Origin of the sequence: Halomonas sp. SCS19 (genome assembly GCF_040147015.1) — a bacterium.
Lineage (GTDB): Bacteria > Pseudomonadota > Gammaproteobacteria > Pseudomonadales > Halomonadaceae > Halomonas > Halomonas litopenaei.
On sequence record NZ_JAMSHN010000001.1, the window covers coordinates 3,125,106 to 3,140,496 of the forward strand.

The following is a 15,391-nucleotide window of genomic DNA, read 5'->3' on the forward strand; positions in this document are numbered from 1 at the left end:
GCCCGACCAACTGGGGTCGGGGCCTCGCCTTGTTCACTGGGTAAAGCGCTGGCAGCCCTTCCAGTAGCGCATCAGCAGCAGGTAGGTGAGGCCCGCCGGGATCAGGCTTGCGTACCAGGACACCGTGGGCATGCTGAAGGCGGCGACGACGCCCACTGCGGTGGCGATGAAGGCGGCCAGATTGACGCCACGGTAAGGGCCGTTCTCGTCGTACAGCTTGTCCAGATCCAGGGTGCGGCGGCGAATCAGGTAATAGTCCACCACCAGTACCGCGAAGATCGGGCCGAGGAAGGAGGAGTAGGTCTGCACGAACACCTGCAGGCCGGCGGCAGACTCGTCCTTGACCAGCTCCCAGGGAAAGGTCGCGAAGGCCAGCAGGCCGACGACCACCGTCGCCTTGCGGAAGCTCATCTTGAAGGTGTCCATCAGCACGTAGGTGGGCGGCACCACGTTGTTGAGCACGTTGGTGGTGACCTGGGCGAAGGCGATGAACAACAGGGTCGTCATCAGCAGCGGAGTATTGTCCACGGCGTTGGCGAAGACCTTGATCGGGTCAGCCACGCCGGTGGCCTCGGACACCATGTAGCCGATCAACCCCATGAACAGCGTGCAGGGCAGGATCGACATGGCGTAGATGGTGGTCAACAGACCCGGCCCGGTGCCCTTGACGTGCTCGCGGGAGTAGTCGCTGACATTGAGCATCATGGTCGAGTAGATGCCCAGAAACAGCATGGTGGCACCCCAGAAAGGCAGCCCCCAGGAGCCTTCCATGGTCAACAGGTTGGCCGAGAGGGCATCGCCGTAGCGGACCACGGTGCTATAGAACATGTAGACCAGCGAGGCCAGGATGAAGGCGCTACCCACGTTCTCCAGCCACTTGATGCCCTGGAAGCCGAGCACCGACAGGCCGATCTGCAGAAACTGAAAGCCGATGAAGAACACGATCAGGTTGTCGTAGCCGAACAGGGTGGCCGACACCAGGTTCAGGGCGCCCGCTCCGATCCAGCTCTGAAAGCCGTACCAGACGATGGCCGGCACCGCCCTGACCAGTCCTGGCAGACGAGTGCCCTGGAAACCGAAGGCGCTGCGCGCCTGGACCATGAAGGGAATGCCGTACTTGTAGCCCGCGGCGCCATTGATGGCCAGGGCGATGCCGATGACGAAACAGCCGATGGCGATGGCCACCGTGGCCTGGATCAGGTTGAGGGTGCCGACCACGCTGGAGCCCATGGTGAAGGTGCCGATCGAGACGCAGCCACCGAACCAGGCCAGCAGGTAGGAGGTGCGCCCCATGATACGGGTCTTCTGGGGGGCCAGCGATTCGTCGCCGACGCTCTTGGTGGTGGCCTCGGCGACGCCCTGGGGCTCGCCTGGCCGGGAAGTGGAAGTGGTCATCTTGGACCTCGCTCGTTGTGGATTGTTATGGGTCAAGCCTTGTCATGCGGTCAGGGGCAGAGGGAAGGGGTCAGCGGCCGGTGGTCTCCAGATCCAGATGGGACAGATGCTGGAAGGTGCCGCTGAAAGCCTTGGGTCGGGGAAAGGCCAGGTCACCGGTCTTGCAGGTGCCAAGGCCCAGCCCTACCAGTGCCTCGCTCAGCTTCACCGCCGCCGTCACCCCTTCCACCACCGGCAGGCCCACCTCGCGGCTGATGGTTTCGGTCAGGTCGGCCATGCCGCCGCAGCCCAGCACGATGGCGCCGATGCCGTCCTCGTCCCTGGCACGACGGCTCTCCTCGATGATCTTGTCGAGCGCGCAGTCGCTATCGTCTTCAAGGTCCAGCACCGGGATCTCGGCGGCACGCACTCGGCGACACTGGTGACGGAAACCGTACTGGTCGAGCAGGTGCTCGGCGATGATCACGGTGCGTCCCAGGGTGGTCACCACCGAGAAGCGCGTGCTGATCAGGCTGGCCATATGGAAGGCCGCTTCGGCGATGCCGATCACCGGTGCACGGGTGGCTTCTCGCGCCGCCAACAAGCCCGGGTCGCCGAAGCAGGCCACCACGTAGGCATCGACCTGGGCTTCCCTGTCCATGCGCAGGACCTCCTCGACCACGCCCACGGCGCTGATCGCCTCGTCGAAATGGCCCTCGATGGAAACCGGGCCACTGACCGGCTGGGAGGCGGTGATGCGCGTGCCTGGCGCGGCGATGGCACTGCCGGCGAGGCGAATCGTCTCGGTCATGCCGGCGGTGGTGTTGGGGTTGATCAGGTGGAGATGCATGCCTGTCTTCCTTCATGGACGAGGAATTAATATCTTTGTACACAAAATAGATCGATATCGGATACGCATCAAGGGCTGAATTGGTCGAGCGCGGTTGGCGGGGAAACGCCTTAAAAAACAGTGCAGTGAGTGTTTTTATGGTGCGACGGTCACGATCATGAGGAGTGTGAACTGTAAATGAATACTAGATTATCGATATGGTCAGTACAATTTCATGGTAATTATTGTATACAGTATGTCGTGTCTGGACTTCATGCGGCCTGTCGTCATGAACGGTATGGGCAGTGAGGGGAGGGGCGTGGGCGAGTTCTGCGGCGAAGTACGATGTGCCTTTTCCCCTGGTAGGGGATCGATGAAGGTGTTGCCAAGAAAGTGAGTACAGTCTATTTTTAGTTTGTATACATAATGGCGTGCGGTGACGTCACGCACGGCGCGCGAAGGCAGGCGCAAGGGAGGAGCGAAGGCAGGCGCAAACGCTGCGCCCGGAGGGTAGCGTTCAGCGGAAGTGTCTCGTTGAAACGATCAGCCCAAGCGCGCCATTCAGGGAGCCCCAGGCGTCGTTGCTCATGTGTCTGGCTAAAAGCGCCTGGTCCCGTGTGCCTGCCACCACGACCTGAGCACCAGGTTCCAGAAACCGTGTTTCAGCTGACCATTCAACCGCAGGCGCCCGGGACCGCAGGTACGCCACCTTGCTCTGTCGCCTATGTACTTGCACGCTCGCACGGCAGTGGTGGCCCCGGCCATCGCCCGACTTTCAGGAGAAGCTACCCATGACAACAACATCCTATCCGCGTGATCTGATCGGCTATGGTCGCACGCCTCCCCATGCCAACTGGCCAGGCAAGGCCAGGATCGCCGTGCAGTTCGTGCTCAACTACGAAGAGGGCGGCGAGAACTGTGTACTCCATGGTGATGCGGGCTCCGAGCAGTTTCTGTCCGAGATCATCGGTGCCGACAGCTATCCCGATCGCCATCTGAGCATGGAGTCGATCTACGAGTACGGCTCCCGTGCCGGGGTCTGGCGAGTGCTGCGGGAATTCGAGCGGCGGGGGCTGCCGTTGACGGTATTCGGAGTCGCCATGGCGCTGGAACGCCACCCTGAACTGGCCCACGCCTTCAAGGAGCTGGGGCACGAGATCGCCTGTCATGGCTATCGCTGGATCCACTACCAGCAGGTCTCGGAGAAGGTCGAGCGGGAGCACATGCGCAAGGCCATCGAGATCTTCGAGCGGCTCTACGGCGAGCGTCCTCAGGGTTGGTACACCGGCCGCGACAGCCCCAACACGCGGCGGCTGATACTCGATGAAGGCGGTTTCCTCTACGACAGCGACTACTACGGCGACGACCTGCCGTTCTGGACCTGCGAGGCCGACAGCCAGGGCCAGCACCATCCGCATCTGGTGGTGCCCTATACCCTGGACAGCAATGACATGCGCTTCGCCGCGCCCCAGGGCTTCAACACTGCCGATCACTTCTTCACCTATCTGCGTGATGCCTTCGATGTGCTCTACGCCGAGGGCGAGGACTCTCCCAAGATGCTGTCGGTGGGCCTGCACTGCCGCTTGATTGGCCGTCCGGGACGTTTTCGCGCCTTGCAGCGCTTTCTCGACCATATCGAGGCCCACGATCGGGTCTGGGTCACCCGGCGGATCGATATTGCCCGCCACTGGGCGGAGCAGTTTCCCGCGCCGACGCCGGCGCCGATCGGCTAGAAGGAAAGACGCCGGTCGAGATGACCGGCGTCAGTTTCGGTGAGAGGCTCGGTCAGCCAACCCATTGGATGGCCTGAGCCAGCAGCAGGAAAGCGAGGGAAATCACGACCCAAACGCAAAACAGGGGCAAGAAAAACCTGACCCACTTTTGCCATGGGACACCCGCCAAGGCCAGGGTAGCCATGAAATAGCCTGACGTGGGGTAAAGGATATTGCCGATTCCGTCCCCCAGTTGATAGGCGAGAACAGCCGTCTGACGAGTAACGCCGACAATGTCCGCCAGCGGTGCCATGATCGGCATGGTAACCAGTGCCTGGCCGCTGCCTGATGGAACCACAAAGTTGAAGGCCAATTGGGAGAAGTACATGCCGGCGGCAGAAAGCAGTGAGGGAAGCTCGCCCACAAGATTACCGAGTCCGAAGACCAGGGTATCCATGATCTGTCCATCTTCGAGCACCACGGCGACGCCGCGAGCGATACCGGCGATCATGGCTCCGACCAGCACATCACGAAACCCCTGGTTGAAGCCTTCGCAGATATCTTCGGTAGAGAGACCGGCGATCATGCCGACGACGACACCCATAATGATGAAGAGTCCCGCCATTTCCATCATGAACCAGCCGAGGGAAAGAACGCCGTAGACCAGCAATGCCATGAAGGCAAAAGTGGCAAGAGCCGCCAGGCGTTGGCGGTGAGACGCCTTGAGTTCACCGTCATCCGAGGCATGCTGATAGGCGAGGCGTTTGTCCGCCTCAGCGGGGTCTTCTGCCATCAGGCTAAGGGCGGGGTCGTCAGCCACGCGACGTGCATAGCGCATGACAAAGAAGATGGCGGCACCAAGAATGATTACGAAGATCAGCGCGCGCAGCAAAAAACCTGAATACAGAGGCAGACCGGAGAGCTGCTGTGCGAGGCCGGTGTTAATGGGGTTGAGGGCCCCGGTGGTAAAGCCTGCTGTGGTCGCGCAGAGCGCGACGGCTGCTGCTGTCATCGAGTCGAAGCGCAGGGCGATCATGAGGGGAAGGATCACCGGCACGTAGACGAGAGATAGCTCTTGTGTGCCGATGATGGTAGCGACGAGTGCAAAGACGGTCATCAACACGGGAATCATCATCAAACGACGGTTGGTGAAGCGTCGACTCAGTTTGTCTACACCGATTTCGATGATGCCGGTACGGCGCAGGACCATAAACATGCCGCCGATCATGAAGGTAAAGAACACGACCTGCCCGGCGCTCATCAATCCATTGGGGATGGCGAGCATGAAGTCGGTGAAGCCAACGGGGCTAGGGTCAACGAATCGAAAGGACTCTGCATCGATGGTGATTCGCCCATTCGGACCTGGAATACGTTCGTACTCACCGGCCGGGACGAAGTGGGTTGCCAGTGCAGCCAACCCGATGAAAATGAAAAGGATGACGTAAATGTGTGGCATGCGAAATGGACTGCTACGTGTCACTGGGCTGGAATCGGGGGTTGTCTGTGACATGTGGTTCTCATCGTTTGTTGATGTATTTGTAGGAAATGGCGAGCGCTTTTTGTCATGACTCATGGCGCAAGAATTGCGCCAGCATGACAGTCAATATTATTATGAAATTTAATTCCACAAGAAAATCTGGTGCAGTGTTTTCGGGGCCTGATCACGGGGTTTTAACGGATTGCATCGCATCAGCCACAACTGAAGAGACGTGTATGCTCGAATTGACCGCACATCCCCTGACGGCGGAGGCCTTCGCCCCCTTTGGCGAGGTCATCGACGCGCGCAGCTCCGCCTCCTTTCCGATCAATGCTGGCCGCACCCAGCGCCACCATGATCTGGTGCCGATCGAGACCCTGGGCGACAACGCGCGGCCGATGATCAGCCTGTTCGTCAGCCAGCCCATCGAGTTGCCGCTGACGCTGTCCTTTCTGGAGCGCCATCCTCTCGGCAGCCAGGCCTTCATGCCGCTGCATGAGGAACGCTTCATCATCGTGGTGGCTCCGGCCGGCGATAGCATCGACCCTGCTGAGGCGCGTGCCTTCGTCACCGACGGCCGTCAGGGCGTCAACTACCGCGCCGGTACCTGGCACGCCATCCAGTCCGTGCTGGAGCGTGAAGGCGAGTTTCTCGTCGTCGATCGCGGTGGTGACGGCAACAATTGCGACGAATACCCCCTCGAGATTCGCGTCACCCTGGGTGAGTGACGAGCCCCGTCGACCGGGCGAAAGACACGGCTGAGCGATACTGCTGCATGGCATACGGGCCAACAACAAGGATTTTTCAATGAGCACTTCTCAACCGACACGACACTACTATGCGCCCCGCGGTGGGCATCCGGACCAGAAGGTGATGACCACCGACAGGGCGATGTTCACCGAGGCCTTCGCGGTGATCCCCAAGGGCGTCTATCGGGACATCGTCACCAGCAAGCTGCCCCATTGGCACAACACCCGGCTGTGGGTGCTGTCACGGCCGCTGTCGGGGTTCGCCGAAACCTTCTCCCAGTACATCATGGAAGTCGGCCCGGAGGGCGGCAGTGAACGTCCGGAGCCCAACCCTCAGGCGGAAGGCGTGCTGTTTGTTGTCGAGGGTGAGCTTGAGCTGACCCTGGCGGGCCAGGTGCACGTGATGGTGCCCGGCGGCTACGCCTTTATCCCTCCCGGCAGCGACTGGCAGGTGCACAATCGCAGCAAGGAAGCCGTGCGTTTCCACTGGATACGCAAGGCCTACGAACGCGTCGACGGTATCGATCTGCCCGAGCCCATCGTCACCAACGAGAACGATATCGCGCCGACGGTGATGCCGGATTGCAACGAGGTGTGGGCGACCACCCGCTTCGTCGATCCCGACGACATGCGTCACGATATGCATGTGACGGTGGTGACCTTCCAGCCCGGCGGAGTGATTCCCTTCGACGAGACCCATGTCATGGAGCACGGCCTCTATGTGCTCGAGGGCAAGGCGGTGTACCACCTCAACCAGCAGTGGGTCGAGGTCGAGGCGGGAGACTACATGTGGCTGCGCGCCTTCTGCCCGCAGGCATGCTACGCCGGTGGTCCCGGTCCGTTCCGCTACCTGCTGTACAAGGACGTCAATCGGCACATGAAGCTGCCGACGCTGGACTGAGCGACCAGGGCCTCGACCCGGAAAGCGAGCTCGATCGAGGCCCCTGACCCCGCCCCCCTCTCGCCCCTTATAGGGAACCTGCTGCGTGCTTCTCCTGGCGCAGCAGGGTTTCCAGCGCGGGGGCCTCCATCGGGCGGTAGAGCAGGAAGCCCTGCATCAGGGTGACGCCGATTCGTTCGAGGCGAGCCTCCTTGGCGTCCTTGTCCACGCCCTCACAGATGACCTGCAGGCTCAAGTGCCGGCACAACTGGTACACCGATTCGACGACACTGGCCTGGCGGGGCAGGTGGATATTGTCGATCAGCGTCTTGTCCAGCTTGATGAAGTCCACGCCAAGCTGGCTCAGGTAGTTGAAGGAGGAGTATCCGCTGCCGAAGTCATCCAGTGCGAACTGGACGTCCATGGATTGAAACAGCTTGATATCGGAAAGCGTTCGGGGAAGGTCCTCGAGCAGGGCCTGTTCGGTGATCTCGATGCCCAGCGAGTTGACCGGGCAATCGTTGAGCGCATTGAAGAAGCATCGCCGGACGTTGCCGCTGGAAAAGAACAGCGGCGTCACGTTGATGAACAGACGCTTGGACAACCCCGCCTCATTCCACTGCCGCACATGGTGAGCGGCAGTCCTTATCACCCAGCATTCGATGCCTTCCATGACGCCGGGGTGGTGGCGCAGCACGTCCAGAAACTGTGGGGGATGCAGCAGGCCCTGGGCATCGCGATAGCGCAGCAGGGCCTCGATGTGCTTGATGCGGTGAGTGCTGACGTCGACGATGGGCTGGAAGACCAGTTCGAGCTGGCCTTCGTTCAGCCATTTCAGGGTTCGGTCTGCCTGCTTGATACGACTCCAGCGGCTGACGTTCTCTTCCATCAGCACAATATCCAGGGCGTCATCGCCAAACGCCGAGTCGTTTGCATTGCGCGAGGGAAAGACCGGGTATTCGTCCTTGCTGGAGCGCTCGCGGTGAACATAGCGGCGCCACGCCACGCTGTATATCAGCACCCCGCAGCCGATACAGGTCAGTTGCAGCAGCATCGATGGCAGGTAGACGCCGTCGAAAGCCAGGTAGCTCGAGATCAGATAAGGCACCGCCCAGTGGACGCTGTTGGGTGGCGGCGCTACCCAGCCCATGGACATGGCGGCGTAGGCCAGGCTGGCATTGATCGTCGGCACCGAGATAAAGGCCCAGGCCATGCGCAGGTTGAACACCAGCGGTATGCCAAAGACCAGGGTCTCGCTGATGTTGAACAAGGTCAGCGGGGCGGAGATGCGCGCCAGCGACTTGTACTCCCGGCGCGAACTCACCACCAGCATCACCAGCATCAGGCACAACACCGAGCCCGCCCCTCCCGGGGTGGCGTAGAGGGTGAAGAATTCCGGCGAGGGCAGCCCCAGCACGTCGCTCTTGTTCTGCAGGTATTCGAACACCCCCAGCATGGTGGCGTAGCCGTGGATGGCGAACAGCGACAGCACCTGCAGAAACATCACGAACAGGATGACCTCCAGGTGATAGGGAATACGGTCCACCAGCAGCGCATAGATGTCCTGGGCGTAGCGATCGGCGAGGGCGACGAAGACAAAGCGCAGCACGATGGCCAGCATGACTGCCATGACGCCAGGCAGCACGTAGCGCAGGTTGAAGGTGATCATCTGGCTCATGACCACTCGCTGGGGATGGCTCCGGGTGTTCTCCCGGGCGAATAGCTTGAAGGTGGTGTGGGTCAGCAGGATGGCGGGGTAGATGGCGATGGTCGACCCCAGGCTGCGGGTCTGCTGGCCGACTTCGGAGTAGAGCTGATCCCAGCCGCACAGGATCCAGAACACCGGCAGTGACACCAGCATGACGGCCGGTGCACGGATGCGGTTGTGGCTGTTCAGTGACCAGCTCAACGACAGCAGGATCACTTCGGGAAACAGCTCTCCGAGATAGCGGGCCAGGTGGCTGACATAGACGGCGATGCCGGTGTCGATGCCAGCGAAGTGAAACAGATTGGCGGCCACGGTCACCGCTGCCATCACGATGACGTAGGGCAGGATCGACAGATAGGCGTTGCGAATGGCCAGCAGGGTGCGATGCGCCGACAGGCTGGACAAGCGCTCATCGATATCGCGAAAGTTGGCCATCGTGTCGATCACCGTGGCAGTCGATCTCGAGCGCCCGGTGACGCTTGCGCGCAGGAGAGCGGGGCAAGAGCAAGAGCAAGAGCGTCATTGGCTGGCGCACCATGAAACGCTGGGCAAGGTTGCCTTCCCGTCTGGTCATCAGAGGTGATTGCGGCGGGTGCCCGCCAATCCGACGGCCTGTCGTGCTTTAAACCGCACAGTTTATCGAGTATAGCCCGTTGCTGTGCGGGTGAGTGTTCCTGTTCCGCTCACTCTTCTTGACGTTTTCTCTGGTTCATCCGCACGGCGCCGTGCTTTCGAATCTTTCCTTGTCCGCGCGACCGCCAGTTGTCGCGCGATTCGCCCGGATGGGCGATGCCCGTTACGGCACATCTCACCGATCACTCGTTGTATCAGGGACTTGTCGACGCAAGTTGGCTGACGCCAATGGGCTAATGGAAAAAATTTCCAAAAATGTTTGCGGGGCGCTTGTCCGGCTGCTAGAAATAATGGAAAGAGATTCCAAAAAAACAGTTTCGTATGATGTTGCGCTGCAAAAAATGTATACAATAATAGACGATTCAGGAGATGCATCATGACTCGCATGACTGCTGCCGACGCCGCTGTTCACGTACTCATCAAGGAAGGTATCGAGGTGGCCTTCGGCGTGCCCGGGGCCGCGATCAACCCCTTCTATTCGTCGATGCGACGCGTCGGCGGGATTGACCATGTGCTGGCGCGCCATGTCGAGGGCGCCTCCCACATGGCCGAGGGCTATACCCGCACGAAGGCCGGCAATATCGGGGTCTGCATCGGCACCTCCGGGCCTGCCGGGACCGACATGATCACCGGGCTCTACTCCGCCAGCGCCGACTCCATACCGATCCTCTGCATCACCGGTCAGGCCCCGGTCAGCAAGCTGCACAAGGAAGACTTCCAGGCGGTGGATATCCAGGCCATCGCCGGGCCCGTGACCAAGTGGGCGATCACCGTGCGGGAGGCGGCCCAGGTGCCGCACGCCTTCCAGCAGGCCTTCCAGATCATGCGTTCCTCGCGTCCGGGGCCGGTGCTGATCGATCTGCCCATCGACGTCCAGTTGACCGAGATCGAGTTCGATGTAGACGCCTATGAGCCCCTGGCGGCCTACAAGCCGCGGGCCAGCCGTGCCCAGTGCGAAAAGGCCCTGGGTATGCTCAATGAGGCAGAGCGCCCCTTGCTGGTGGCGGGAGGAGGCATCATCAACGCCGACGCCGCCGGCGAGCTTCAGACCCTGGCCGAGCTGCTCGGAGTGCCGGTGATTCCGACCCTGATGGGCTGGGGCGCGGTGCCGGACGATCACCCGCTGATGGCGGGCATGGTGGGGCTGCAGACCTCCCATCGTTATGGCAACGCGACCCTGCTTGAGTCGGACTTCGTGATGGGGATCGGCAACCGCTGGGCCAACCGTCATACCGGCAATCTCGAGACCTACACCGAAGGCCGCACCTTCGTGCATATCGATATCGAACCGACCCAGATCGGCCGCATCTTTGGCCCCGACTACGGCATCGTTTCCGACGCCAAGGCGGCGCTCGAGACGATGGTCGAGGTGGCCCGCGAGTGGCGTGAACAGGGGCGGCTCAAGGATCGCAGCGGCTGGGTGGCGTCCTGCCAGGAGCGCAAGCGCACCATGCTGCGCAAGACCCACTTCGACGATGTGCCGGTGAAGCCCCAGCGGGTCTACGAGGAGATGAACAAGGTCTTCGGCCGCAACGCCCGCTACATCAGCACCATCGGCCTTTCACAGATCGCCGGTGCCCAGTTCCTGCACGTCTATCGGCCACGCCACTGGATCAACTGCGGTCAGGCTGGCCCCCTGGGCTGGACCATTCCTGCCGCCCTAGGTGTCTGCCGGGCGGATCCCGAGGCCGAAGTGGTGGCGCTGTCGGGAGACTATGACTTCCAGTTCATGATCGAGGAGCTGGCGGTGGGCGCCCAGTTCAAACTGCCCTACGTCCACGTGCTGGTGAACAACGCCTATCTCGGCCTGATTCGCCAGGCCCAGCGCGGCTTCGACATGGACTACTGCGTGCAGCTCGCCTTCGAGAACATCAACTGCGAGGAGATCGACGGCTACGGCGTCGACCATGTGTCGGTGGTGGAGGGCCTGGGCTGCAAGGCGCTCAGGGTCAGCCGGCCCGATGACATTGCGCCGGCGCTGGAGCAGGCCCGCGAGATGGCCCGCCAGCACCGCGTGCCGGTGGTGGTCGAGGTCATCCTCGAGCGGGTCACCAATATCGCCATGGGCACCGACCTGACCGGTATCAACGAGTTCGAGGCGCTGGCCGAGAACCTCGAGGATGCACCGAGTTCCATCGCTGCTCTGACCTGATTCAGCTTGAACTGATTCAGCTTGAACTGAGAGCGACGGCCGCAATGGTCTGGCGGTCGTCGATCGACGAAGTGTCCTACGCGCAACAGGAGATTTTCATGGCCAAGTTTGCCGCCAACCTGAGCATGCTGTTCACCGAAGTGGACTTTCTCGATCGCTTCGAGGCCGCCGCCAAGGCCGGCTTCCAGGGTGTCGAGTACCTTTTTCCCTATGACCATCCCGCCGAGGAGATCAAGGCGCGGCTCGACGCCCATGGCCTGACCCAGGTGCTGCACAACCTGCCGGCCGGCGACTGGGCCGCCGGAGAGCGCGGTATCGCCTGCCACCCGGATCGCGTCGAGGAGTTTCGTGCTGGCATCGACACCGCGATTGAGTACGCCACCACCCTGGGCTGCGGTCAGGTCAACTGTCTGGCCGGTATCGTGCCCCAAGGCGTCAGTCAGGACGAGGCTCGCCGTACGCTGGTCGAGAACCTGCGCTACGCCGCCAAACGCCTGGCCGACGCCGGTATCGTGCTGTTGGCCGAGCCGATCAATACCCGTGACATCCCGGGCTTCTTTCTCCATCGCACCGAACAGGCGCTGGCGCTATTCGATGAGGTGGGCAGCGACAATCTGAAGCTGCAGTACGACATCTATCACATGCAGATCATGGAAGGTGACCTGGCGCCGACGATGGAGCGTCATCTCGCACGCATCGCCCACGTGCAGCTGGCGGACAACCCCGGACGTCACGAGCCGGGCAGTGGCGAGATCCACTATCCCTTCCTGTTCGCCCACCTCGACCGGATCGGCTATCAGGGCTGGATCGGCTGCGAGTACAAGCCGGCCACGACCACCCAGGAAGGTCTGGGCTGGTTCGACCAGGCCAGGGCGTGATCCCGATATTCGTAACCCCCTGAAAGATCAGGCAAGGAGAATCACAATGAGCAAGATCGGTTTTATCGGACTGGGCATCATGGGGCGTCCCATGGCGGGACATCTGCTGGATGCCGGGCATGAGCTGGTCAGCGTCAAGCGCGGCAAGCTCGACGCGACCCTGGCCGACCAGGGGCTCAGTGAGGTCGCAAGCCCCAGGGCCGTGGCCGAGGCCAGCGAGGTGATCATCACCATGGTCCCCGACACCCCGGATGTCGAAGACGTGCTGTTCGGCGAAGACGGCGTGATCGAAGGGCTCAAGCCCGGCACCCTGGTGATCGACATGAGCTCGATCGCCCCGCTGGCGACCCAGGAGTTCGCTCGCCGTATCCATGAGGCCGGGGGCGAGTATGTCGACGCGCCGGTATCCGGCGGCGAGGGGGGCGCCATCAATGCCGCCCTGACGATCATGGTGGGCGCAACAGAAGAAGGCTTCAAGCGTGCCTTGCCGCTGTTGGAGGTGATGGGCAAGACCATCACGCATATCGGCGGTCACGGGGCCGGGCAGACCTGCAAGGTGGCCAACCAGATCGTGGTGGCGTTGACCATCGAGGCGGTATCCGAGGGATTGCTGTTCGCCTCCAAGGCCGGTGCCGACGTGGCCAAGGTGCGTGAGTCGCTGCTGGGTGGTCTGGCCCAGTCGAAGATCCTCGACGTGCACGGTGAGCGGATGATCCAGCGGACCTTCGATCCTGGCTTTCGTATTCGCCTGCATCAGAAGGATCTCAATCTGGCACTGGAAGGAGCGCGAGGGCTCAATCTGGCGCTGCCGGGTACCGCCAACGCTCAGCAACTGTTCCAGTCCTGTGCCGCCCTGGGTGGCAGCGACTGGGATCACGCCGGTATTGTGCGTGCCCTCGAGGCCCTGGCCGATCACGAAATCGGTCAGTAGACGGGTTCGAGCCCTCGGGCCGGCAAGGTCCGGGGGCCGGGCAGGGAGATGACTGCTCCCTGAACGGCGGGTGTGAGGTCGTCACTCGTCGGGATCGCGCAGGCGATCCTTGCTCGCCGATGGGCCCCCCCATTTTTCCCATCGGTGAGCTCTTTTTGCTGTCAGGCGACGCTTGATGCCAGGCGATGCTGACCTGAGCCCTGGTTGTCCTTCTTCCTGGGCATCTCTCTCGTATCGACGGAAAGAGGGATTGCGATAGCCTCTTGAGCAAGGCAGCCTTGAACAGGTATCACTGCTGGCGAGCCCCGCTATCACGAAAGTTTTGTAGTTTAATTACAGGCCGCGATCAAATTTTCCTGCGCTGGAATTGGCGTGCTCGAATTCCGTGATGATCCTTGTCTATCATCAGGTTGCGCCTAACCTTGGCGCATCGTAGAGGTGGTGGCACCAGCATCTTGGCCTTTAGTGGTGGTCGCTACAGCGATCATTTTGTAGTAAAATTACAGGATTCGGATCTGGATGCCATCGAAGTGGCTTCCACCTATCCTGCTTGCGTCATTTTCGAACCAGTCGAGGACAGCATGAGCCAACTCCCGCATACCCCCGTACGTCGTACCAAGATCGTTGCCACCCTCGGGCCCGCCAGTGATCGTGAAGGGGTCCTGGAGGAGATGCTGCGTGCCGGCGTTGACGTGGTTCGCCTCAATTTTTCCCATGGCAGCGCCGACGACCATCGCCGCCGCCTGAACGAGGTCCGGACCATCGCCGATCGACTCGGTCGCAGTGTGGCCGCGCTGGGGGATCTTCAGGGACCCAAGATCCGCATCGCCCGCTTCGCCGAGGGGGCGGTCAATCTGGAAGAAGGCGCTGACTTCGTCATCGATGTGTCGATGGATTCCCAGGCTGGCGACGCCACCCGGGTCGGCTGCGACTACAAGGAACTGGCCGACGACGTGGCCGGTGGCGACCGTCTGTTGCTGGACGATGGCCGCGTGGTGCTGGACGTGGACCGCGTCGACGGCAGCCAGATCCATACCCGTGTGGTGGTCGGCGGCAAGCTGTCCAACAACAAGGGCATCAACAAGCAGGGCGGTGGCCTGTCGGCGCCGGCACTGACCGACAAGGACAAGGAAGACCTCAAGACCGCCATCGATATCGGCGTCGACTATCTGGCCGTGTCCTTTCCGCGCACCGCCGAGGACATGCTGGAGGCGCGTCGCCTGCTGGGCGAGGCCGGCGCCGAGATCGGCCTGGTCGCCAAGCTCGAGCGCGCCGAGGCGGTGGCCTCCGATGAAACCCTGGATGGCATCATCGAGGCCAGTGAGGCGGTGATGGTGGCGCGTGGTGACCTGGGCGTCGAGATCGGTGACGAGAAGCTGATCGGTACCCAGAAGCGCATCATCAAGCATGCCCGCAGCCATAACCGCGCGGTGATCACCGCCACCCAGATGATGGAGTCGATGATCGAGTCGCCGCTGCCCACCCGGGCCGAGGTGTTCGACGTGGCCAACGCGGTGCTGGACGCTACCGACGCGGTGATGCTGTCGGCCGAGACCGCCGCCGGCGACTACCCGGTGGAAACCATCGAAGCCATGGATCGCGTCTGTCTGGGCGCCGAGCGCGAGCGTATCGCCCAGGAGTCCGGGCACCGCATCCACGAAGGCTTCGAGCGCATCGACGAGACCATCGCGCTGTCGGCGATGTACGCCGCCAACCATCTGGAGGGGGTGGCCGCCATCGCCTGCATGACCTCCACCGGTTATACGCCGCTGATCGCCTCGCGCATCCGCTCGGGCCTGCCGATCGTCGGGCTGGCCCACAACCCAATCGCCCAGCGGCGCATGGCGCTGTATCGCGGGGTCATCTCGCTGCCCTTCGACACCAGCGAAATGTCCGCCTCCGAGCTCAACGACCGCGCCCTGGAGCGTCTGGTTAACCACGGCGTGGCCGTGCCGGGGGACCACGTCATCCTGACCCGCGGCGACCACATGAACGCCCACGGCGGCACCAATACCCTGAAGATCCTGGACGTCAACGACGGTCACGTCGCTGGCTGAACCTTCACTCA

11 protein-coding genes are annotated in these 15,391 nt (G+C 61.9%); 7 read left to right on the forward strand and 4 right to left on the reverse strand.

Features of this window, described 5'->3' with window-relative positions; all coding sequences use genetic code 11:
* Positions 1–33: 33 nt before the first annotated feature.
* Both NFH97_RS13645 and NFH97_RS13650 read right to left on the reverse strand, forming a co-directional pair.
* A complete protein-coding gene (locus NFH97_RS13645) occupies positions 34–1,395 on the reverse strand; it encodes an NCS1 family transporter (protein WP_108132433.1) in 1,362 nt (453 codons plus the stop codon).
* 70 nt (positions 1,396–1,465) lie between these two features.
* Positions 1,466–2,224, reverse strand: a complete 759-nt coding sequence (locus NFH97_RS13650) for an aspartate/glutamate racemase family protein (protein ID WP_108132434.1) — start codon at positions 2,222–2,224, stop codon at positions 1,466–1,468.
* A gap of 770 nt (positions 2,225–2,994) precedes the next feature.
* Between NFH97_RS13650 and puuE the strand changes: the two genes are divergently transcribed.
* A complete protein-coding gene (gene puuE / locus NFH97_RS13655) occupies positions 2,995–3,936 on the forward strand; it encodes an allantoinase PuuE (RefSeq protein WP_045995184.1) in 942 nt (313 codons plus the stop codon).
* 52 nt (positions 3,937–3,988) lie between these two features.
* On the opposite strand, the gene NFH97_RS13660 is transcribed toward puuE, so the two are convergent.
* Positions 3,989–5,425 carry a YfcC family protein gene (locus tag NFH97_RS13660; protein WP_349624953.1) on the reverse strand — a complete coding sequence of 479 codons (1,437 nt, stop codon included), beginning with the start codon at positions 5,423–5,425 and terminating at the stop codon, positions 3,989–3,991.
* A gap of 203 nt (positions 5,426–5,628) precedes the next feature.
* Here NFH97_RS13660 and NFH97_RS13665 point away from each other — a divergent pair, with 203 nt between their 5' ends.
* On the forward strand, positions 5,629–6,120 hold the full coding sequence (locus tag NFH97_RS13665) for an ureidoglycolate lyase (RefSeq protein ID WP_349624954.1): 492 nt from the start codon (positions 5,629–5,631) through the stop codon (positions 6,118–6,120).
* A gap of 79 nt (positions 6,121–6,199) precedes the next feature.
* Positions 6,200–7,042 carry a bifunctional allantoicase/(S)-ureidoglycine aminohydrolase gene (locus tag NFH97_RS13670; RefSeq protein ID WP_213229131.1) on the forward strand — a complete coding sequence of 281 codons (843 nt, stop codon included), beginning with the start codon at positions 6,200–6,202 and terminating at the stop codon, positions 7,040–7,042.
* Between the two features lie 67 nt (positions 7,043–7,109).
* Here NFH97_RS13670 and NFH97_RS13675 read toward each other — a convergent pair whose 3' ends face one another.
* Positions 7,110–9,164: an EAL domain-containing protein gene (locus NFH97_RS13675; protein ID WP_349624955.1), complete on the reverse strand. Its 2,055-nt coding sequence runs from the start codon at positions 9,162–9,164 to the stop codon at positions 7,110–7,112.
* Between the two features lie 574 nt (positions 9,165–9,738).
* Between NFH97_RS13675 and gcl the strand changes: the two genes are divergently transcribed.
* The 4 genes from gcl (at position 9,739) to pyk (ending at position 15,380) form a co-directional block, all read left to right on the forward strand.
* Positions 9,739–11,514, forward strand: coding sequence for a glyoxylate carboligase (gene gcl / locus NFH97_RS13680; protein WP_349624956.1), 1,776 nt, complete (start codon positions 9,739–9,741; stop codon positions 11,512–11,514).
* 98 nt (positions 11,515–11,612) lie between these two features.
* On the forward strand, positions 11,613–12,392 hold the full coding sequence (gene hyi / locus NFH97_RS13685) for a hydroxypyruvate isomerase (RefSeq protein WP_349624957.1): 780 nt from the start codon (positions 11,613–11,615) through the stop codon (positions 12,390–12,392).
* A gap of 46 nt (positions 12,393–12,438) precedes the next feature.
* A complete protein-coding gene (locus NFH97_RS13690) occupies positions 12,439–13,323 on the forward strand; it encodes a 2-hydroxy-3-oxopropionate reductase (RefSeq protein ID WP_349624958.1) in 885 nt (294 codons plus the stop codon).
* A 581-nt stretch (positions 13,324–13,904) separates the two neighbouring features.
* On the forward strand, positions 13,905–15,380 hold the full coding sequence (gene pyk / locus NFH97_RS13695) for a pyruvate kinase (protein ID WP_045994096.1): 1,476 nt from the start codon (positions 13,905–13,907) through the stop codon (positions 15,378–15,380).
* Positions 15,381–15,391 lie beyond the last annotated feature (11 nt).

What these genes read in the sequence shown, in the direction of transcription:
- NFH97_RS13645 (WP_108132433.1), bottom strand. Translation starts at nt 1,395, where the DNA reads ATGACCACTTCCACTTCCCGGCCAGGCGAGCCCCAGGGCGTCGCCGAG.
- NFH97_RS13650 (WP_108132434.1), bottom strand. Translation starts at nt 2,224, where the DNA reads ATGCATCTCCACCTGATCAACCCCAACACCACCGCCGGCATGACCGAG.
- puuE (WP_045995184.1), top strand. Translation starts at nt 2,995, where the DNA reads ATGACAACAACATCCTATCCGCGTGATCTGATCGGCTATGGTCGCACG.
- NFH97_RS13660 (WP_349624953.1), bottom strand. Translation starts at nt 5,425, where the DNA reads ATGTCACAGACAACCCCCGATTCCAGCCCAGTGACACGTAGCAGTCCA.
- NFH97_RS13665 (WP_349624954.1), top strand. Translation starts at nt 5,629, where the DNA reads ATGCTCGAATTGACCGCACATCCCCTGACGGCGGAGGCCTTCGCCCCC.
- NFH97_RS13670 (WP_213229131.1), top strand. Translation starts at nt 6,200, where the DNA reads ATGAGCACTTCTCAACCGACACGACACTACTATGCGCCCCGCGGTGGG.
- NFH97_RS13675 (WP_349624955.1), bottom strand. Translation starts at nt 9,164, where the DNA reads ATGGCCAACTTTCGCGATATCGATGAGCGCTTGTCCAGCCTGTCGGCG.
- gcl (WP_349624956.1), top strand. Translation starts at nt 9,739, where the DNA reads ATGACTCGCATGACTGCTGCCGACGCCGCTGTTCACGTACTCATCAAG.
- hyi (WP_349624957.1), top strand. Translation starts at nt 11,613, where the DNA reads ATGGCCAAGTTTGCCGCCAACCTGAGCATGCTGTTCACCGAAGTGGAC.
- NFH97_RS13690 (WP_349624958.1), top strand. Translation starts at nt 12,439, where the DNA reads ATGAGCAAGATCGGTTTTATCGGACTGGGCATCATGGGGCGTCCCATG.
- pyk (WP_045994096.1), top strand. Translation starts at nt 13,905, where the DNA reads ATGAGCCAACTCCCGCATACCCCCGTACGTCGTACCAAGATCGTTGCC.